Source organism: Mycobacterium asiaticum, from assembly GCF_001673315.1.
GTDB lineage: Bacteria > Actinomycetota > Actinomycetes > Mycobacteriales > Mycobacteriaceae > Mycobacterium > Mycobacterium asiaticum_B.
The window spans coordinates 1-19,358 of the sequence record NZ_LZLQ01000150.1; the positions used below are offsets into that span (position 1 = coordinate 1).

At 64.7% G+C, this 19,358-nt stretch carries 18 protein-coding genes; 4 read left to right on the top strand and 14 right to left on the bottom strand.

From position 1 onward, the window contains the following. Positions 1–171: 171 nt before the first annotated feature. Positions 172–1,314, top strand: coding sequence for an aromatic ring-hydroxylating oxygenase subunit alpha (locus A5636_RS24340; protein ID WP_065161212.1), 1,143 nt, complete (start codon positions 172–174; stop codon positions 1,312–1,314). Here the strand turns inward: A5636_RS24340 and A5636_RS24345 are convergent. Further along, positions 1,303–2,637: a lipocalin-like domain-containing protein gene (locus tag A5636_RS24345; RefSeq protein WP_065161213.1), complete on the bottom strand. Its 1,335-nt coding sequence runs from the start codon at positions 2,635–2,637 to the stop codon at positions 1,303–1,305. The two genes, A5636_RS24340 and A5636_RS24345, sit on opposite strands and share 12 nt — an antisense overlap. 115 nt (positions 2,638–2,752) lie before the next feature. Here A5636_RS24345 and A5636_RS24350 point away from each other — a divergent pair, with 115 nt between their 5' ends. Next, entirely contained in the window at positions 2,753–4,219 is a 1,467-nt protein-coding gene (locus tag A5636_RS24350; RefSeq protein ID WP_065161237.1) for an aldehyde dehydrogenase, read from the top strand. Between the two features lies 1 nt (position 4,220). Here A5636_RS24350 and A5636_RS24355 read toward each other — a convergent pair whose 3' ends face one another. The 6 genes from A5636_RS24355 to A5636_RS24380 all read right to left on the bottom strand — a co-directional run bounded on the left by A5636_RS24355 (position 4,221) and on the right by A5636_RS24380 (position 9,672). Further along, positions 4,221–4,676, bottom strand: coding sequence for a MaoC/PaaZ C-terminal domain-containing protein (locus A5636_RS24355; protein WP_065161214.1), 456 nt, complete (start codon positions 4,674–4,676; stop codon positions 4,221–4,223). After that, positions 4,673–5,206 (bottom strand): MaoC family dehydratase, encoded by a 534-nt coding sequence (locus A5636_RS24360; protein ID WP_065161215.1) that lies wholly within the window; start codon positions 5,204–5,206, stop codon positions 4,673–4,675. Before A5636_RS24360 ends, A5636_RS24355 begins: the two co-directional genes overlap by 4 nt. Positions 5,207–5,223: 17 nt before the next feature. After that, entirely contained in the window at positions 5,224–6,798 is a 1,575-nt protein-coding gene (locus A5636_RS27670; RefSeq protein ID WP_155763986.1) for a hypothetical protein, read from the bottom strand. 74 nt (positions 6,799–6,872) lie between these two features. Then, a complete protein-coding gene (dmpG, locus tag A5636_RS24370; protein ID WP_065161217.1) occupies positions 6,873–7,913 on the bottom strand; it encodes a 4-hydroxy-2-oxovalerate aldolase in 1,041 nt (346 codons plus the stop codon). Positions 7,914–7,961: 48 nt separating this feature from the next. Further along, positions 7,962–8,876, bottom strand: coding sequence for an acetaldehyde dehydrogenase (acetylating) (locus A5636_RS24375; protein ID WP_065161218.1), 915 nt, complete (start codon positions 8,874–8,876; stop codon positions 7,962–7,964). A gap of 10 nt (positions 8,877–8,886) precedes the next feature. Beyond that, the gene (locus A5636_RS24380; RefSeq protein ID WP_065161219.1) at positions 8,887–9,672 is read right to left on the bottom strand and encodes a 2-keto-4-pentenoate hydratase; all 786 of its coding nucleotides are present in this window, start codon (positions 9,670–9,672) and stop codon (positions 8,887–8,889) included. Positions 9,673–9,744: 72 nt separating this feature from the next. Between A5636_RS24380 and kstD the strand changes: the two genes are divergently transcribed. Further along, complete coding sequence (gene kstD / locus A5636_RS24385) at positions 9,745–11,427, top strand: 3-oxosteroid 1-dehydrogenase (protein WP_065161238.1); 1,683 nt, start codon at positions 9,745–9,747, stop codon at positions 11,425–11,427. A gap of 1 nt (position 11,428) precedes the next feature. Next, on the top strand, positions 11,429–12,289 hold the full coding sequence (locus A5636_RS24390) for a MaoC family dehydratase (RefSeq protein WP_065161220.1): 861 nt from the start codon (positions 11,429–11,431) through the stop codon (positions 12,287–12,289). 86 nt (positions 12,290–12,375) lie between these two features. Here the strand turns inward: A5636_RS24390 and A5636_RS24395 are convergent, their stop codons facing one another. From A5636_RS24395 to A5636_RS24425, 7 genes are all read right to left on the bottom strand, one after another. Then, positions 12,376–13,215: a DUF559 domain-containing protein gene (locus tag A5636_RS24395; RefSeq protein ID WP_065161221.1), complete on the bottom strand. Its 840-nt coding sequence runs from the start codon at positions 13,213–13,215 to the stop codon at positions 12,376–12,378. A 190-nt stretch (positions 13,216–13,405) separates the two neighbouring features. Continuing rightward, positions 13,406–14,563 (bottom strand): lipid-transfer protein, encoded by a 1,158-nt coding sequence (locus A5636_RS24400; RefSeq protein ID WP_065161222.1) that lies wholly within the window; start codon positions 14,561–14,563, stop codon positions 13,406–13,408. After that, entirely contained in the window at positions 14,563–14,964 is a 402-nt protein-coding gene (locus A5636_RS24405; RefSeq protein WP_065161223.1) for a MaoC family dehydratase, read from the bottom strand. Before A5636_RS24405 ends, A5636_RS24400 begins: the two co-directional genes overlap by 1 nt. Continuing rightward, a complete protein-coding gene (locus A5636_RS24410; protein WP_065161224.1) occupies positions 14,961–15,911 on the bottom strand; it encodes a bifunctional MaoC family dehydratase N-terminal/OB-fold nucleic acid binding domain-containing protein in 951 nt (316 codons plus the stop codon). Before A5636_RS24410 ends, A5636_RS24405 begins: the two co-directional genes overlap by 4 nt. Then, positions 15,908–17,071, bottom strand: a complete 1,164-nt coding sequence (gene fadE29 / locus A5636_RS24415; RefSeq protein WP_065161225.1) for an acyl-CoA dehydrogenase FadE29 — start codon at positions 17,069–17,071, stop codon at positions 15,908–15,910. Before fadE29 ends, A5636_RS24410 begins: the two co-directional genes overlap by 4 nt. Continuing rightward, positions 17,071–18,075, bottom strand: coding sequence for an acyl-CoA dehydrogenase family protein (locus A5636_RS24420; RefSeq protein WP_065161239.1), 1,005 nt, complete (start codon positions 18,073–18,075; stop codon positions 17,071–17,073). The genes fadE29 and A5636_RS24420 overlap by 1 nt, the downstream gene beginning before the upstream one ends. Before the next feature lie 5 nt (positions 18,076–18,080). Beyond that, positions 18,081–19,334 carry a cytochrome P450 gene (locus A5636_RS24425; protein ID WP_065161226.1) on the bottom strand — a complete coding sequence of 418 codons (1,254 nt, stop codon included), beginning with the start codon at positions 19,332–19,334 and terminating at the stop codon, positions 18,081–18,083. Between the last annotated feature and the right edge of the window lie 24 nt (positions 19,335–19,358).

Genomic DNA, 19,358 nt, shown 5'->3' on the forward strand with positions numbered 1-19,358 from the left:
CCAGCGCAGGCTCGGTACAGCCACCGCAGGCTCGCTGCACCCACCGCAGACCCAGTACACCCACCGCAGGCTCGGCGAAAGCGTCCCGTCCACTGCCCTGACGCTGTCACTATAAAGTTAGTAAAGTTAGGTCCAACTTGACCGGCACCGATTTTGCCGACGGGAGTTCCGATGGATCACGACCAACTCATCGACCTCACCAGGCGCGCGCTGAAACTGGCCCGCGACAAGACAACCGACCTCGCGCCGGCACCCCACCGGGTCGGCGCTCGCGAGTACACCTCCTCCGAACGGCACGCCCGCGACAGGGCCATGGTGATGTCGAGCCCGCAACTGGTCGGCTACGTCTCGGAGTTGCCGCGGCCGGGCGCTTACTGCACCAAGACGGTGATGGGCAGATCCATCCTGCTCACCAGGACATCCGACGGGTCGGTCAAAGCATTCGACAACGTCTGCCTGCACCGCCAGGCGCAGGTGGCCTCGGGATGCGGCGTCGCCAAACGGTTCACCTGCCCGTATCACGCATGGACCTACGACAATGCGGGCCGACTCGTCGCGGTGCCGGGCCGCGAGGGCTTCCCCGAAACGACGCTGAAGTCCGACCACCTGACCGAGCTGCCGGCTGCCGAATTCGCCGGATTCCTTTGGATCGCACTGGATCCCGGCGCAACCCTGGACGTCGCGGCCCATCTGGGACCACTGGCCGACGAACTCGACTCATGGGGTATCGGACGTTGGTCTCCGCTGGGCGAAAAAGTGCTCGACTCCCCCATCAACTGGAAACTTGCGATCGACACCTTTGCCGAGAACTACCATTTCGCCACCGTGCACGAGAAAACTTTCGCCACCATCGCGCGCAGCAACTGCACGGTGTTCGATGCATACGGACCGCATCATCGGCTGATCTTTCCGCTCAACACCATCCTGGATCTCGAGAATGTGCCCGAAGACCAATGGATTCCGTTCAATAACTTCGTCGTCATCTATGCGCTGTTCCCGAACATCGTGATCTCGGTGACGATGGCTAACGGCGAGCTGTTTCGGGTTTATCCCAGCGACCGCGCCGGTCGTTCGATTACCGTCCACCAGAATTCGACACCCCTGGACATTGCTGACGAATCAGTGGCCGCCGGTGCACAGGCCGTCTTCGAGTACGCGCACGCCACCGTCCGCGACGAGGACTACCGACTGGTCGAGAAACTGCAGGAAAACCTGGAATCCGGTGCGCGCGAGCAGCTTCTGTTTGGCCGCAACGAGCCCGGCCTGCAGCACCGCCACATCGAGTGGCAGCGCGCAGTCGATTCACTGCGCTGACAGCGCAGTACTCAAATCGTCCAGAATTCCGGCCAAGGGGTCGTGCTGGTCCGGACGCAGTTTCGCAACCAATTTCAACGCCTCTTCGCGACGGCCCGATTCCACCAGGGTCGTAAGCTCTGCGACCGCGCTCTGCAGTTCGGGGTCGACAGGTGCGCGGTTGGCCACGGTGGCCGAGAGCACCTGAACCAGCTCCCAATCCCGGTACAAGGCCAGCGAACGCTCGTTGAATGCGAACGCGGTCACCGGTTCTCCCGCCAGCGTGCCACGGTACCGATAAGGCCCCTCCATGTACTCGATCGGCAGCCCATGCGCCGGAGCCGCCACCAACGGCTCGCCCTCAATATCCAATTGCAGTGCGGCGCAGGTGATCCGATGACGATCAGGCATGTACCTTGCCGACGCGGGTGGGCGGATCAAGGACCTGATGGAATTCGGCCATTGAACGTAGCTGGTGATGGTCACTTCGAAATCCTCGAAGCACTCGGCCGACCGGGAATCGGGATAGCTCGTCGTGATTCCGGTAAAGGGTTGCAACGCATTGTGATTCGTGCGCAGGAACTGGCGCCAGATACTCATATCGACGCCGTTGTCGAAGTTGATGGTGCGCCATTCATGCGACCTGGTCCGCGGCGGTTCCCCGGAGCCGCCGCCGGCATACCTAGGGAACCACTGCCGGTCGACGTGTCCGGCCGTCCCGGTGACCTGCTCTTCGAGATCACCCCACCGCAAGGTACCGGCCATCCGCATCCCGGTCTGAAAGTAGGAGTAGGTGTCATCCTGGCCGAAGCAGGCGATCCTGCCGTTGTAGGTTGAGGCGCCCAGCGGCGTTGGCGCGCGCGTCGGCGTGACCGTCAACTCCAGGTGCATGGCTCGCCCGTCCTGATCGGTGCCAACCAGGTTCACCGCATAGGTGTAGGGCAGCAACTCGCCCCCGCCGTCGCGTGACGTGGTCCAGCTGGCGGCCCCCACGTCGGTTTGGTACGCAAGATCCAAATGCCCTACTGCCGTGGACAATTTGGGCCCGCCGCCCCGCTCCACGCTGTCCGGCGGCATGTCATAATCAGTATAGGTGCCGTAGTGACCCGTGTCAAGGTCGAACAACGCGAAGGTGTAGAAGTCGGCGACGATCGATCCACCTGGGCGGTTCCTGTTGAAAATCGTCAGGAACGCGAACGAGCGACCCGTGCCCGCCGTCAGTTCGCCGGCAAGGAACCAGGTGTCGGACTCCTGACCGGGGTGCTGGCCCTCGGCTTCGGGGAAAAGCAACTGCGGGTCGCCGGGGACCAGCTCGAACGGATAGCTGCGCCAGTCGCTCGTCATGTCACGCCTCGCCTCACGGGAATGTCGTCGGCCTGCCGCAGCGGAATTCGGCTTTTTTGCTATGTTAGCATCAATAGCGATAATGACCGTCTCCTGCCCTGAGGTGGTGCCCGCGATGACGGCGAATCTCCGCTCTTACGACCAACTTTTCATCGGCGGTCGGTGGCGTCAGCCGTCCACGTCCGAGCGGATCGCGGTCATCTCACCGCATTCCGAGCAGCCAATAGCGCACGTGCCGTCCGCCGGTCCAGCTGATGTGGACGCTGCCGTCGCGGCCGCCCGGGACGCGTTCGACAACGGACCCTGGCCCCGCCTGTCCCCTCAGGACCGAATGCAAAAAGTCGAAGCGCTGGCATCGATCTACGGACGTCACATCGATGAGATGGCCGACCTGATCACCGCGCAGATGGGTTCGCCGCGGAGTTTCAGCCGGCTCGGTCAGGCAGCCGGTGCCGCCTCGATGATCCATCTCGCGCTGGCGACCGCACGCGACTTCCCGTGGGTGGAGCGTCGCCGCGGTGTGCTCGGTGAAGCGCAGCTACACCGCACCCCGGTTGGTGTGGTCGGGGCGATCGTGCCATGGAATGTGCCGCAGTGCCTGATCATGCCCAAACTGATTCCCGCCCTGATTGCAGGTTGCACGGTGGTCATCAAGCCCGCTCCCGAAACCCCTTTGGACGCTTTGTGGTTGGCCGAGATGATCGAGAAGATCGAGCTGCCCGAGGGGGTGGTTTCGGTGATCCCCGGTGGCCCTGACGTCGGCGAGGCACTGGTGCGGCATCCCGGTGTGGACAAGATTGCCTTCACCGGTTCCAGCGCCACCGGACGCCGCATCGCCGCACTGTGTGGGGAACAGCTGAAACGGGTGAGCCTGGAACTCGGCGGAAAGTCGGCGGCGATCGTCCTCGACGACGCCGACATCACCAAGACGGTGACCGGATTGAAGACGGCGGGGTTGATGAACAACGGCCAGGCCTGCGTGGCCCAGACCCGCATCCTGGTCAGCCAACGCCGGCACGATGAGCTTGTTGAGGCACTCGCCGATATGATGTCGACGCTGGCCGTCGGCGACCCCAGCGACGAGAGGACCGACATCGGACCCCTTGTCGCACAACGACAACAGCAACGGGTGCAGGACTACATCCGGTCCGGTCAACAGCAGGGCGCCCGCGTCGTCGTCGGGGGTGCGGACAGCCCGGCCCCGCGCGGCTGGTACGTGCGCCCCACGCTGTTCACCGATGCCGAGAACGGCATGCGCATCGCGCGCGAGGAGATATTCGGTCCGGTCTTGACCGTACTCACCTACGCCGACGAAGACGACGCTATCCGCATCGCCAACGACAGCGACTACGGTTTGGCCGGTTCGGTGTGGACCGCGGACACCGCGCACGGCCTGGAGATCGCGGCGCGGGTGCGCACCGGCACCTACGGCATCAACATGTACATGCTCGACATCAGCACCCCGTTCGGGGGCTTCAAGCATTCGGGGATCGGGCGCGAGTTCGGACCCGAGGGCCTCGACGAATACGTCGAACTGCAATCGGTGGCGTGTAACGGAAAGCTACCTCCGCTACCCAGGTGAGCTATGCCACCAACACCTCGAGAGTGACCTCGGCCGGACAGCAGAGTTCTTCGCGCTGGTTGTAAACATCAACCTTTACGTCGATGAGAAATTGGGGATTCGCCCCAGAGGTGTTGCAACGCTTGGCTATAACACTTCCTCGGCCGATCATTGTGTCGCCGGCATAGATCGAACCCAGCAACGACATCTTGCGCCGCAGGACTCGGCTGTAGGGACCCGCCCAGTCCGTGCCTACCCGGTCGACGAAGCCGGCGAGATGCATCGTGTTGACGAAGATCGTCGGATGGCCTTGGCGCTTGGCGTATTCGGGATTGAAGTGCCCAGGGAAATAATCCCAGGTCGCGCCCGCGTTCATTACCACTCGTTCGTAGCTGATCTCGTCGACAACCTCAGGCAAGTCGACGGGAACGGTCAATCCGTGCCAGTCGAACCGGCCTGATCCGGCTTCACGGGTCATTCCGCGGCCTCGCGCGGATTGAAGCGGAACAAGGTATTGCGGTTCAACGCGACCACGGCCCCGTCGTCACGCAGGAAGGTGTCGAGCGTCTGAACAAAGTGTCCGACACCGAGTTTGGTGGTTTTCTCCGCCGACACCGACACCACCTCCTCCACGATCGAGAGCCGATCGCCCTCCACCACCGGAATCAAGAACTCGGCCTCGTTGGATGCGTTGACAAAGGTTCTGCCCGGCAGGGGAACCCGGATCACCAGCGCAGCCGCCGGCCGAACACCGTCAGCGGACCACGGCTGCGGAATCAGCCAGCTCATCAACATTCCCGGCGGACCGACCAGCCCGCCCCACACCTGGGTCGCGAAGTCCTGGTCCCAATACGCAGGGTTTCTGTCGCGCACCAGCGCGGCGAAATGCTGGATCCGGGCCCCGCTCACCACAGTTCCCGCAACCCGCGGCTCGGTGCGAAAGCCCACCATCTTCAGCGCGTCCTCGTAGGTCCCGAACGCGTACCTGTAACTGAGGTCGGCAGCCATCGACCGTCAGAATATCGTCACGTGCCGTGGTTGCCGGGAGCGCCGTCGGGGCCAGGCGGGAAACCAGAGCCACCGGCGCCAGCGGTGCCACCGGCGCCACCGGCACCTTTCTGACCGTCCCCCCCGTTGCTCCCATTACCACCTGCGCCGGTGCCGGCCAGGCCGCCCTCGCCGTACCACGCTCCGTCGGCGCCATTCGCGCCGTTACCACCAGCACCGCCGAAGCCTGACAGGCTATAGCCGCCATCACCACCATCGCCCCCGCGTCCGCCGGTGCCGCCGTTACCACCAGTGCCACCGTCAGCGCCATGGCTACGGGTATCTCCTTGGATACCGTTGCCACCATCGCCGCCGAAGCCACCGTAGCCACCACTGCCGGCACTGCCGCCCGACCCGCCGCCACCGCCGTCGCCCGTCCCATTGGCCGCGCCGCCCAACCCGCCGCGACCGCCGGTGCCGCCGATGCCTCCGACTCCGCCGTTGCCACCGCGCGCGCCGTCTTCGGCGTACTGCGGGGGAGAGCTGCCGCCATGGCCACCGTTGCCACCTTTGCCGGCGTTACCGGCGTCACCGCCACGACCGCCGTACCCTCCGTCGCCTGACCCCAGTGCCTGGCCGCCGGTACCGCCAACGCCACCGGCACCTCCATTGCCGCCGACCCCACCGTCGCCGCCGACGCCGGTATGAGGGCCGACGCCGCTGGTGAGGCCGAAGCTGGTGCCGCCGGTCCCGCCGGCGCCGCCGTCGCCTCCGGTGCCGCCGTCGCCGCCGATGCCGCCATCACCTGAGATGGAACCGCCGGCACCGCCAGCCCCGCCGTTGCCGCCGGCAAAGCCAGCGGAGCCGCTCCCACCGGGGCCGCCAGGGTCCCCGTTATCCCCGACGGTGCCGGGTCCGCCGGACCTACCGGCTTTGCCGTCACCGCCGGCACCGCCATCGCCGCCGTTGCCGACCTGCCCGCCGTTACCACCGGCACCGCCAGCGCCACCGCCGGCACCGTCGGCGCCAGCGCCACCGTTTCCGCCGTTACCGGACGGGCCGGCCACCGCGGCACCATCGCCACCGTTGCCGCCGGCACCGCCGCCACCCCCGGCACCCTCGGCACCCGAGGCCGCTTGAACGGGGTTGTAGCCACCCACGCCGCCAACGCCGCCGATGGCACCTGCGGCACCGTCGGCGCCGGTACCGCCGTCACCGGCGAGGCCATCGGCGGAGTCGCCGCCGCTCCCGCCCTGACCGCCAAGACCTCCGACACCGCCAGCACCGCCGCTACCTCCGGCACCGTTTGCTGAAAGGCTGGAATAGCCACCGGTACCGCCCTTGCCGCCTACACCGGCTCCACCGGCGGTGCCGCCGTTGCCGCCGGCACCACCGGTACCTGACCCGAGGGCCGCACCGCCAACTCCGCCGAGGCCGCCAGTACCGCCCATCCCACCGGTGCCGCCGCTGCCCGCTGTCCCGCCGCTGCCGCCGCCACCTGGCTTCGCGTGCGCGACCGGCATGCCGACACCGATGGCCGGAATGCTCATAGGATTGTTGGCGAGTACGCAGACGGCCGCGGTGATCGCTATTCCGGCTGCAAAGTGCTTCATGTTCATATCCGCCCCGTGGGAAGCCTCTATCGCTAGAGTCCCCGACCTATACCGACCAGGCTACCGCGGCGCCCCTAACTGGCCCCGGCTGCAGCGCTTTCTTGCTCTCGTTTGATCTCCAGAGCGATGTCGATCAACTGGTCTTCCTGGCCGCCGATGAGCTTGCGCTGACCGGCACGGTGCAACAGCTGGTGGGCCGGCACGCCGTAGCGCTCGGACTGGCGGATCGCGTGCTTGAGGAAGCTGGAGTACACGCCCGAATACCCCATGATCAGGGCGTTGCGGTCCAACAGGCATTCAGCCGGCATGGCCGGACGGACCACATCCTCGGCGGCGTCGGCGATGTCGAAGAAATCGATGCCCGTCTTGACGCCGATCTTGTCGAACACCCCGATCAGCGCCTCCACCGGCGCGTTACCCGCACCTGCACCGAACCGGCGCACACTGCCGTCAATCTGCTTGGCACCGGCGCGCACCGCCTCAACCGAGTTGGCCACCCCGAGCCCGAGATTCTCGTGCCCATGGAAACCTACCTGCGCGTCCTCACCAAGCTCGGCGACCAGCGCAGCCACCCGGTCAGCGACGCCGTCGAGCACCAGGGCGCCCGCGGAGTCGACGACGTAGACGCACTGGCAACCCGCGTCGGCCATGATGCGGGCCTGAGCGGCCAGCTTCTCCGGCGGGATGGTGTGGGCCATCATCAAGAACCCGACGGTTTCCAGGCCCAGTTCACGCGCCAGGCCGAAATGCTGGATGGAGACGTCGGCCTCGGTGCAGTGAGTGGCGATCCGACAGATCGATCCGCCGTTGTCCTGCGCTTCTTTGATGTCTTCTTTGGTGCCCACTCCGGGCAACATCAGGAACGCGATCTTGGCGTCCCGAGCGGTCTCGGCGGCGAGCTTGATCAGCTCCTGTTCGGGCGTCTTGGAGAACCCGTAGTTGAACGACGAGCCACCCAGTCCGTCACCGTGGGTCACCTCGATCACCGGAACCCCGGCGGCGTCGATCGCCGTCACGATCGCGTGCACCTCGTCCTTGGTGAACTGGTGCCGTTTGTGGTGTGACCCGTCGCGCAGCGAGGTGTCGGTGATCCGAACATCCCAGATATCAGTCATTACGGCGCCTCCTGCTCATCGCTGCGCTCTGCATCGTCGGCAACGTGGTCATCGTGCGCCTCCCGTCACGGCCAGCGTCTCCTTGGCAATCTCCTCGCCCACCTTGGTCGCGGCCGCGGTCATGATGTCCAGATTTCCCGCATAGGGCGGCAGGTAATCCCCGGCGCCCTCCACCTCGACGAACGTCGTGACCAAGGCTTGGCCACCGGAGTTCATCGACGGCTCGTCGAACTGCGGCTCGTTCAGCAATCGATAGCCAGGCACATATGTCTGCACCTCCGCCACGACGTCGTTGATGGACTTGGCGATTGCGTCGCGGTCGGCGTCTTCGGGGATCGCGCAGAAGATCGTGTCGCGCATGATCATGGGTGGATCGGCCGGGTTGAGGATGATGATCGCCTTACCGCGCGCGGCGCCGCCGATGGTCTGCACACCACGAGACGTGGTTTTGGTGAACTCGTCGATGTTGGCACGCGTGCCGGGCCCCGCCGAAACAGACGCCACCGACGCCACGATTTCGGCATAGGGCACGTCCACGACCCGGGACACGGCGTAGACGATCGGAATAGTGGCCTGTCCCCCGCAGGTGATCATGTTGACGTTCGGCGCGTCCAGATGCTCGCGCAGATTCGCCGGTGGGATGACGGCCGGACCGACCGCGGCCGGCGTCAGGTCGATCGCCCGGATTCCGGCCGCCTCGTATTTGGGCGCCGCGTCCTTGTGCACATAAGCACTGGTCGCCTCGAACACCAGGTCGGGCTTCTCGGGCTGCTCCAGCAGCCAGTCGGCGCCTTTGTGGCTCGTTTCGAGCCCGAGCTTGCGGGCCCGCGCCAGACCTTCGCTCTCAGGGTCGATGCCCACCATCCACCGCGGTTCCAGCCAGTCCGATCGCAGCAGTTTGTACAGCAGATCGGTGCTGATGTTTCCCGATCCGACGATCGCAACACTTGCCTTCGAAGGCATGGCGCACTCCTTATTCGAACGACAGACGAACGGCACCCAGGCCGGCAAAGTCGGCGACAAATTCGTCGCCTGCCCGCGCATCGACAGCAAAGGTGCACGATCCGGGCAACACGATGTCACCCTTCTTCAACCGCACGCCAAAGCTTTCCACTTTGCGGGCCAGCCAGGCCACCGCGGTGACGGGATTCCCCAGCACCGCGTCGCTGCGGCCCTCGGCAATCGGCTCCCCGTTGCGGGTCAGTTTCGCGTCGATGTTCCGGACGTCTATGTCGGTCGGCGGTACGCGAGCCGCGCCGAGCACGAAGCCTGCCGATGAGGCGTTGTCGGCGATGGTGTCGCAGATCTTGATCTGCCAGTCCTTGATCCTGGTGTCGATCAGCTCGATCGCGGGAGCCAACGCGTCGGTCCCAGCCAGCACGTCGTCCTCGGTGCACTCGGCGCCGGGCAAGTCGGCGGACAGGATGAACCCCACCTCGACTTCCACCCGGGGTAGGAGATACCTCGACGTCTGCACTGGGACGTCCTCGAACACCTGCATGTCCTCGAGTAGGTGCCCGTAGTCGGGCTCGTCGACGCCCATCATCTGCTGCATCACCTTCGACGACAGGCCCACCTTGTGACCCACCACCCGGGCCCCTTCGGCGACGCGCTGCCGGATGTTGATCAGCTGGATCTCGTATGCGTCGACGACGTCGATATCGGGGTACGCGGCCGTCAGCGGGCCGATGGGCTCGCGGCTCCGTTCAGCCTGCGCCAGGTCCGCCGCAAGCTCCTGACGGGTCGCATCACGGAGCATTTGCCGAAGTCCCCTCGTTGTCGTGACCGGGCCAGTAGCGCCCGACCCGGGCAATTCTATAACGTGTTCTACATGACAGCACAGGAGTACGACGTCGTCGTGGTCGGAAGCGGCGGCGCCGGCATGGTTGCTGCGCTGACCGCTGCGCACCGAGGTCTCTCGACAGTAGTCATCGAGAAGGCGCCGCACTTCGGTGGTTCGACCGCCCGCTCCGGCGGCGGCGTGTGGATCCCGAACAATGAAGTCCTGCGGCGCGACGGAGTGAAGGACACCCCCGACGCGGCCCGCACCTACCTGCACGGCATCGTCGGCGATGTCGTTGAACCGGAACGTATCGACACCTACTTACAGCGCGGCCCCGAGATGCTGTCGTTCGTCTTGAAGCACACCCCGCTGAAGATGTGCTGGGTGCCTCGCTACTCCGACTATTACCCGGAAGCACCCGGTGGGCGTGCCGAGGGCCGCTCGATCGAGCCGAAGCCGTTCGACGCCCGCAAGCTGGGCGCTGATGAAGCAGGGCTGGAACCCGCTTACGGCAAGGTCCCGCTCAATGTGGTTGTCATGCAGCAGGATTACGTTCGGCTGAACATGCTCAAGCGCCACCCCCGAGGTGTGCTGCGCAGCCTGAAGGTGGGTGCGCGGACGATGTGGGCCAAGTCGACCGGTAAAAATCTGGTCGGCATGGGTCGGGCGCTGATCGGACCGCTACGAATCGGGTTGCAGCAGGCCGGGGTTCCGGTGGTGCTCAACACCGCGCTGACGGACCTGTACGTCGAAGACGGCGTGGTGCGGGGAGTCTATGTGCGCGACGCGGCGGGCGCCGAGGCGGCTGACTCGCGGCTGATCCGGGCCCGTCGTGGCGTGATCCTCGCGTCCGGCGGCTTCGAGCACAACGAGCAGATGCGGGTGAAGTATCAGCGTGCGCCGATCACCACCGAGTGGACCGTCGGCGCGCAGGCGAACACGGGCGACGGCATCCTGGCCGGCGAAAAGCTAGGCGCCGCACTCGATCTGATGGAGGACGCCTGGTGGGGTCCGACGGTGCCACTGGTGGGCGCACCATGGTTCGCGCTGTCGGAGCGTAACTCCCCCGGTTCGATCATCGTCAACATGTCCGGCAAGCGGTTCATGAACGAGTCGATGCCCTACGTGGAAGCGTGTCACCACATGTACGGCGGCCAATACGGGCAAGGCCCCGGGCCGGGCGAGAACATTCCCGCGTGGCTGGTGTTCGACCAGCAGTACCGGGACCGCTACATCTTTGCGGGACTGCAACCGGGGCAACGCATTCCGCGTAAATGGATGGAATCGGGCGTCATCATCCAGGCTGACAGCCTGGCGGAGCTGGCCGCCAAGGCGGGTCTACCCGTAGACGAATTCACCGAGACGGTCGCCCGTTTCAACGCGTTCGCGCGCGCCGGGGTGGATCAGGACTTCCACCGCGGCGAAAGTGCCTACGACAAGTACTACGGCGACCCGACCAATAAGCCGAACCCCAACCTCGGCGAGCTCGCCCATGCGCCCTACTACGCCGCGAAGATGGTGCCAGGGGACCTGGGCACCAAGGGCGGGATTCGCACCGATGTTCACGGGCGTGCCCTGCGCGACGATGGCAGCATCATCGAAGGTCTGTACGCTGCAGGCAATGTCAGCGCGCCGGTGATGGGACACACCTACCCCGGGCCGGGTGGCACCATCGGGCCGGCGATGACGTTCGGGTACCTGGCCGCACTGCACATTGCGGGAGTGAACTGACATGCCGATCGATGTCGACACCGCGCTCGCCGCTGAGCTTGACCCGATCGAATTCTCCTGGACCAGTAGCGACATCCAGCTCTACCATCTGGGTCTGGGTGCCGGCGCCGATCCGCTGAACCAGCGCGAGCTGCGCTATCTCGTCGACGAGACGCCGCAGGTGTTGCCCACCTTCGGCAATGTCGCCGCGTCGTTTCACATGACCAAACCTCCGACCGTTCAGTTCCCAGGCATCGACATCGAGCTGAGCAAAGTACTGCACGCCTCGGAGCGAGTGGAAGTGCCTGGGCCGCTGCCACCTTCGGGTTCAGGTACCGCGGTCACCCGGTTCACCGACATCTGGGACAAGGGCAAGGCCGCGGTGATCTGGAGCGAGACGACGGTGACAGCGCCCGACGGCACCTTGTTGTGGACGCAGAAGAGGTCGATCTTCGCCCGCGGTGAAGGCGGATTCGGCGGCGACCGCGGCCCCTCGGGGTCGGACGCCGCACCGGACCGAGCGCCGGACCTCGAACTCGCGGTGCCGATCCTGCCGCAACAGGCGTTGCTTTACCGGCTGTGCGGTGATCGCAATCCACTGCATTCGGACCCCGTATTCGCCGCTGCTGCAGGCTTTCCCGCACCCATCCTGCATGGGCTGTGCACCTACGGCATGACCTGCAAGGCCATCACTGACGCGCTACTGGACGGCGACGCGGCGGCCATTGGCGCCTACGGCGCCCGTTTTTCGGGTGTGGCGTATCCCGGTGAAACGTTGCAAGTGAACGTCTGGAAAGAGGACGGCCGCTTCCTGGCCGGTGTGGTCGCGCCCGCGCGCGACAACGCCGTGGTGCTGTCTGGCGTGGAGTTGGTCCCGGCCTAGGTGCTGGGTGTCGGTCCTTTTGCGCCCCCCCTTCCGCGCCGAGCGTGAAGCTAGCTTCACATTCGAGCGTGAGCGTGAAGTTAGCTTCACGCTCGGCGAGCCAATGCGTCACGAACTCGGCGAACGATGTTGGCCGGTCGATCACCAGCAAGTACGCGGACCACGATCCAGCCGAGCCGCTCTAAGATTTCCCGCCGCCGACTGTCCCATTTGTACTGCCGCTGGTCGGTCCTGTGCTGCTCGCCGTCGTACTCCACCGCAACTTTGAGTTCGGGCCAGCCCATGTCGAGGAACGCGAATATCTCACCAAACTCATCGCTGACCGGGATCTGCGTCCGAGGTCGTGGTATCCCCGCTTCGATCAACGTAACTCTCAACCAAGATTCTTTCGGTGATTGTGCGCCTGCATCGAACAATCCGGCCGCCGTCCGTGCCCGCCGGACACCTCTCCGGCCGGGATACCTGTCGATCAAGGCCTCGATGTCGGTCGACTTGACATCTGTCGCCCGCGCCAAAGCATCGACCGCGGCGACGGCAGTCATAGTCGGGTACCAACAGCCGAGGTCGAGAGCTGTCCTGGCTGGTGTTGTTACAGGTAAGCCAGCAATAACCTCGATCTCGTCTGTTCCGATATGGTCCCCGCGCGGCTGGATTCCGGGCAATCGATGTCGGTTGTCGTGGATCAACTCCACCGGCTTCGTACCATCGATCCACTCACTGCCGTGCACGGCGGCCGCAGAGAACCCCGCGATTACTCCCTGCCGTCCGGTCCACAGCCATCCGGCGTGGGCACGCAGTTCAGCGGTGATCTCGATATACGGATCAACGTAGACATCACGGAACAGTCGTCTGTAACGGGTTGCCAACTGGCTCTTCGTCAGAGTTCCCGCGGCGATGGCCTCACTGCCGATGAATGGCTCTGCCACAACGGCAGCGTTTCAAGTGTCGGCCGCGGGGGCACTTCACGCATCCACAGCTCGCCCAGCGTGAAGCTGGCTTCACATTCGAGCGTGAGCGTGAAGCTGGCTTCACGCGTCCACAGCTCGCCCAGCGTGAAGCTGGCTTCACATTCGAGCGTGAGCGTGAAGCTGGCTTCACGCTCGGCGAGGGAGCGGCCTAGCCCAGGATCAATCCTGACGTGGGGACCCCGGTGCCCGCGGTGACTAGCACATGCTCGACATCGGGCACCGGGTTCACCGACGTACCGCGCAATTGCCGGACGCCCTCGGCGATTCCGTTCATCCCGTGGATGTAGGCCTCACCGAGTTGGCCGCCGTGGGTATTGATCGGCAATCGCCCGCCAACCTCGATCGCTCCGTCGGCGACGAAGTCCTTGGCCTCACCGCGGCCACAAAACCCTAACTCCTCCAACTGAATCAGCGTGAAAGGCGTGAAGTGGTCATACAACACCGCGGTCTGGATATCGGCCGGTGAAAGACCCGACTGCGCCCACAGTTGCTCCCCTACCAGACCCATCTCGGGCAGCCCGAGTTCGGGACGGTAGTAGCTCACCATCGTGTACTGGTCGGGGCTCGATCCCTGCGCGGCGGCCTCGATGACGGCCGGGCGGTGCTTGAGGTCGCGAGCCCGCTCCACCGACGTCACCACGATCGCCACCGCGCCGTCGGTCTCCTGGCAACAATCCAGCAGCCGCAGCGGCTCGGCGATCCACCGCGAATTCTGGTGATCCTCAATGGTGATCGGCTTCTCGTAGAAGTACGCCTTTGGGTTCTTGGCGGCATGCCTACGGTCGGCCACCGACACCGCCCCGAAATCACGGCTCGACGCACCGGACCAATGCATGTAGCGCCGGGCGATCATGGCCACCTGCGCGGCGGGCGTCGAGAGCCCGTGCGGGTAGGAGAACGAGTTGTCCACACCGGTCGAGTCGGCGTTCTCGGTCAGCCTGGTCTGCACTTGACCGAATCGCATCCCGGACCGCTCGTTGAACGCCCGGTAGGCCACCACCACGTCGGCCACCCCAGTGGCGACCGCAATCGCGGCCTGTTGCACGGTCGCACACGCCGCACCGCCGCCGTAATGAATCTTGGAGAAGAACTTCAGGTCGCCGATCCCGGCCGCGCGCGCGACCGCGATCTCGGTGTTGGTGTCCATGGTGAACGTCGTGAGACCGTCGACGTCCGACGGGGACAGGCCGGCGTCGTCCAGGGCGTCCCGCACGGCTTCGGCGGCCAACCGCAGCTCACTGCGACCGGAGTTCTTCGAGAAGTCGGTGGCACCGATCCCGACAATGGCAGCCTTTCCCGACAGCACTACGAACCCCCAAGAGTCATGGTCACCGTGGCGATCACATGATTGCCAAGACTGTTGGCCCCCAGCACCTTTACCGTGATCAATCCGTCCTCCACCGCGGTCACCTCACCGGTGAAAGTCACCGTGTCATAGGCGTACCACGGCACGCCAAGCCGCAGGCCGATCGACTTGATCAGCGCCGACGGGCCGGCCCAGTCGGTGACGTACCGCTGCACCAGCCCGGTGTCGGTCAGGATGTTCACGAAGATATCCTTCGAGCCCTTCGCGACAGCTTTATCCCGGTCGTGATGCACATCTTGAAAGTCTCTGGTAGCCAACGCCGTCGAGACAATGAAGGTCGGATCGCCATACAATTTCAGTTCGGGAAGCTGCAGGCCCACTTCCACCGCGGGCGCGCTCATGCGTCCGGCTCCCACGCGTAGAGGGTCCACTCCGGACCGTTATCCCCGGCCGGGAAGTCGATATACGTTGCCCGCACCGGCATTCCGATCTCCACCGACGCCGGATCCACACCGCGCAGTTCACCGAGCATCCGCACGCCTTCCTCCAACTCCACCAGCGCGATCACGAAAGGGAGGGTACGGCCGGGCACTTTGGGCGCATGGTGCACGACGAAGCTGAACACCGTTCCGCGGCCGCTCGCGACGGTATACGAGATCGCCTCAGCGGGGTCCTGCCACAGCGCCGGCACCGGCGGGTGTTGCAGACTGCCGTCGGGCAACTGCTGGATCCGTAACTCGTGCGCGTTGACCCCTTCCCAGAAGAAGGCCGTGTCGCGGGACGATGCCGGTCGCATCATGGCATCAGCATCCAGATCGTCCGGCACGGCAGTGCCGGACGTTGACTCGGCCGGCTTGAATTTCAGTATGCGCCAGTTCATCTCGGCTACATCCTCATCGCCCACCCGCCACACGATGTGCTGGTTGATGAAGAAACCTTCGCCGAGCGCGGTCTGCTTGGGGCCCACCACTTCGCCCATTTCGGAGCTGATGCTGACCTCTTCGCCGGGCCGCAGATACCGGTGGTAGGTCTGTTCGCAGTTCGTGGCAACCACACCGATGTAACCGTTGGAGTCGAACAACTCCATCATGGGGCCCATCGGATCGTCGTCCGGGCGTGCGCCGTTCAACCCGAACATGGTCCACACCTGGATCATTGCCGGCGGGGCGACCAGTCCGGGATGCCCTACCGCCCGGGCCGCCTCCTCGTCCACGTAAATGGGGTTGCGGTCCCCGATCGCCTCGACCCAGTTGTTGATCATCGGCTGGTTCACCGGATCCCGGCCGACGCGCGGCTTCCCACCGCCAGCCGCGACAATCTCCGCGATGGCTTCCCTGAGTTCACTCATCGAGGTACCCTCGGCACCTTCAGCCCTGCGGCTGCGATCATCTCGCGCATGACCTCGTTGACACCACCGCCGAATGTGATCACCAGATTGCGCTTGGTCTGCGAGTCCAGCCACTCGAGCAACTCCGCGGTTTCCGGCTCAGCCGGGTTGCCGTACTTGCCGACGATCTCCTCGGCCAATCGGCCGATGTACTGAATGCGTTCGGTGCCAAATACTTTCGTCGAGGCGGCGTCGGCCACATTGATTTCTTCACCGGCCGCGGCGACCTGCCAGTTCAGCAACTCGTTGATCCGCCACATCGAATAGATCTCGCCGAGCGCGCGTTTCACGTCGTGGTGATCGATCGGAGTTACACCGTCGCCGCCAGGCTTGGACGCCCATGCGTGCACCCGGTCGTAGATCCCGGCGGTGCGTCCGGCCGGCCCGAGCATCACCCGTTCGTTGTTCAGCTGGGTGGTGATCAGCCGCCAGCCTCCGTTCTCCTCCCCCACCAGCATGTCCACCGGCACCCGGACATCGTTGTAGTACGTGGCATTGGTGTGGTGGGCTCCGTCCGACAGGATGATCGGCGTCCAAGAGTAGCCGGGGTCCTTGGTGTCGACGATCAGAATCGAAATGCCTTTGTGCTTAACGGCTTCGGGATCGGTACGACAGGCGAGCCAGATGTAGTCGGCATCGTGCGCTCCGGTGGTGAAGATCTTCTGACCGTTGACGATGTACTCGTCGCCCTGGCGCACCGCCGTGGTTCGCAGCGACGCCAGGTCGGTGCCGGCGTCGGGCTCGGTGTACCCGATGGCGAAATGCACCTCCCCGGCCAGGATCGCCGGCAGGAACTTCTTCTTCTGGGCATCGCTGCCGAACTGCTGCAACACCGGACCGACGGTCTGCAGCGTTACCGCCGGCAGGGGCACGTCGGCTCGGTGCGCCTCGTTGACGAAGATCGACTGCTCGATCGGCCCAAAACCCAGGCCGCCGTACTCTTTTGGCCAACCCACCCCGAGCTTGCCGTCTTTACCCATCCGGCGGATCACAGCGCGGTAGGCCTCGTTGTGCCGGTCCTGCTCCATTGCTTTCGCCTCGTCGGACGAAATCAAATTGGTGAAGTATTCCCGTAGCTCCGCCTGCAACTGACGCTGCTCGGGATTCAAGTCGATGAACATCAGACTCCTACCAAATCAAGTCGATGCGAGGGCCCGCCCAATAACCGGGTCAGGTCCTTGATCGTGGAGTAGTACCGGTGCATCGGATAGGTGACATCCATGCCCATTCCGCCGTGCAAGTGGTGACAAATCTGCATCACCGGCGGAGCCTGGGATGCCAGCCAGTATCCGAGAACATCGAGGTCGGAGTCGGCGTCCCGGCCCTCGGCCAGCTTCCAGATCACCGCCTTGGCCGCCAAATCGATGGTGCGCGAAGCGATGTACACCTCCGCCAGTTGCGCCGCCACTGTCTGGAACGTCGACAACGGCTTACCGAATTGCTTGCGCCCAGCGACGTAATCCGCGGTCAGCCGCAACGCGCCGGCCACCAGCCCATCGGCGTAGGCCCCAAGCATGGCCAGTGCCAACTGATTTACCCGGGCCGTCGAGGCGCCGTCCAGCACGTCGGAATCCGCCACCGCGACGTCGTCGAATGTCACCGTGTATTCGTCGGAACCGTTGGAGGTAGGCGTGCGCACCAGTCGCACCCCGTCGGCCTTCGGTGACACCACCACCACCGCGGTGTCGGCGGTGACTAACAGCCAGTCCGCTGATTCGGCGTACCCGACACCGAGTTTCACACCGGACAGCCGACCACCGCTGAACGTGACCGATGGCCGGTCCGGCAGCGCCCGGCCAGGTTCATTGAGCGCCGCACTCAGGACACCGCCCTTGGCGACGTTGGCCAGGAACCGGTCCTGTTGCTCATCCGAAGCGAGGTCCAACAACGGAACCACACCGAACCCCAGCGTGGCCAACGCCTCGGTAATAGCACCGTGGCGCCCCACCTCAGTCAGCACCGTCCCTACTTCCGACAGTCCGACACCGTCGCCGCCGAGGCGTTCCGGCAAGGCCAGCGCGGCAACACCCCCGTCCGCCAACGCCTTCCAGCTCAGATCACGCTGCATGACCGATGTGACCACATCGGCCACCGCTTCTTGCTCTGCGGAGAGATCGAAGTCCATCGTGATCAGTGCGCCACCGGGCACTTGCCGGTGTAGTCGACCTGCCAATGCTTGATCCCGTTCAGCCAGCCCGACCGCAGCCGCTCGGGCTTGGACAGGGGCTTGAGGTCGGGCATGTGGTCCGCAACGGCGTTGAAGATCAGGTTGATCGTCATTCGCGCGAGGTTGGCCCCGATGCAGTAGTGCGCCCCGGTGCCGCCAAAACCGACGTGCGGGTTGGGGTTTCGCAGGATGTTGAACTGGAATGGGTCTTCGAAGACCTCTTCGTCGAAGTTGGCCGAGCGGTAGAACATGATGACCCGCTGACCCTTCTTGATCTGCACACCGGACAGTTCATAGTCCTCGAGTGCGGTGCGCTGGAAACAGGTGACCGGGGTTGCCCAACGGACGATTTCGTCGGCGGCGGTCTCCGGTCGCTCCTTCTTGTACAGCTCCCACTGGTCGGGAAAGTCGGCGAAGGCCATCATGCCCTGCGTGATCGAGTTACGGGTGGTCTCGTTGCCGGCCACCGCGAGCATCACCACGAAGAAACCGAACTCGTCATCGGAGAGCTTTTCTCCGTCGATGTCGGCCTGGATCAGCTGGGTGACAATGTCGTCGCCCGGGTTCTTGGCCCGGTCCTCGGCCATCTTCATTGCGTAACCGATCAACTCCGCCGAGGACATCTTCGGGTCGATGTGTGCGTATTCGGGATCGTCGTTGCCGGTCATCTCGTTCGACCACTCGAACAACTTGCCGCGATCCTCCTGCGGCACGCCGAGCAGCCCGGCAATCGCCTGCAACGGCAACTCCGCTGAGACCTGCTCGACGAAGTCGCCCGTCTCGGAGGCCAGGGCCTCCTGGGCGATTTTCTGGGCGCGTTCGTTCAATTCGTCCTGCAGGCGTCCGACGGCACGGGGAGTGAAGCCGCGGGAGATGATCTTGCGCAACCGGGTGTGGTGCGGCGCATCCATGTTCAGCATGACGAACCGCTGTACTTCGATGTCCTCGCGCGCGATGTCGTTGTTGAACCGGGGGATCACACCGTTTTCGTAGCTGGAGAAGACATCGCTGCGTCGCGAGACCTCTTTGACGTCGTTGAGCTTCGTGATCGCCCAGTACCCGCCGTCGTGGAACCCACCGCAGTTCTCCGGGTCCTGCTCGTTCCACCACACCGGGGCGGTGGCGCGTACCTCGGCGAACTCCTCCACCGGAATCCGCTCGGTGTAGATGTCGGGGTCGGTGAAATCGAACTTCGGGGGAAGATTCGGGCTGGGCACGCTGGCTCTCCTTACCTACAGTCT

Excerpts from the sequence above, each read along its gene's own strand:
- A5636_RS24340 (WP_065161212.1), top strand. The coding sequence starts at position 172 with ATGGATCACGACCAACTCATCGACCTCACCAGGCGCGCGCTGAAACTG.
- A5636_RS24345 (WP_065161213.1), bottom strand. The coding sequence starts at position 2,637 with ATGACGAGCGACTGGCGCAGCTATCCGTTCGAGCTGGTCCCCGGCGAC.
- A5636_RS24350 (WP_065161237.1), top strand. The coding sequence starts at position 2,753 with ATGACGGCGAATCTCCGCTCTTACGACCAACTTTTCATCGGCGGTCGG.
- A5636_RS24355 (WP_065161214.1), bottom strand. The coding sequence starts at position 4,676 with ATGACCCGTGAAGCCGGATCAGGCCGGTTCGACTGGCACGGATTGACC.
- A5636_RS24360 (WP_065161215.1), bottom strand. The coding sequence starts at position 5,206 with ATGGCTGCCGACCTCAGTTACAGGTACGCGTTCGGGACCTACGAGGAC.
- A5636_RS27670 (WP_155763986.1), bottom strand. The coding sequence starts at position 6,798 with ATGAAGCACTTTGCAGCCGGAATAGCGATCACCGCGGCCGTCTGCGTA.
- dmpG (WP_065161217.1), bottom strand. The coding sequence starts at position 7,913 with ATGACTGATATCTGGGATGTTCGGATCACCGACACCTCGCTGCGCGAC.
- A5636_RS24375 (WP_065161218.1), bottom strand. The coding sequence starts at position 8,876 with ATGCCTTCGAAGGCAAGTGTTGCGATCGTCGGATCGGGAAACATCAGC.
- A5636_RS24380 (WP_065161219.1), bottom strand. The coding sequence starts at position 9,672 with ATGCTCCGTGATGCGACCCGTCAGGAGCTTGCGGCGGACCTGGCGCAG.
- kstD (WP_065161238.1), top strand. The coding sequence starts at position 9,745 with ATGACAGCACAGGAGTACGACGTCGTCGTGGTCGGAAGCGGCGGCGCC.
- A5636_RS24390 (WP_065161220.1), top strand. The coding sequence starts at position 11,429 with ATGCCGATCGATGTCGACACCGCGCTCGCCGCTGAGCTTGACCCGATC.
- A5636_RS24405 (WP_065161223.1), bottom strand. The coding sequence starts at position 14,964 with ATGAGCGCGCCCGCGGTGGAAGTGGGCCTGCAGCTTCCCGAACTGAAA.
- A5636_RS24410 (WP_065161224.1), bottom strand. The coding sequence starts at position 15,911 with ATGAGTGAACTCAGGGAAGCCATCGCGGAGATTGTCGCGGCTGGCGGT.
- fadE29 (WP_065161225.1), bottom strand. The coding sequence starts at position 17,071 with ATGTTCATCGACTTGAATCCCGAGCAGCGTCAGTTGCAGGCGGAGCTA.
- A5636_RS24420 (WP_065161239.1), bottom strand. The coding sequence starts at position 18,075 with ATGGACTTCGATCTCTCCGCAGAGCAAGAAGCGGTGGCCGATGTGGTC.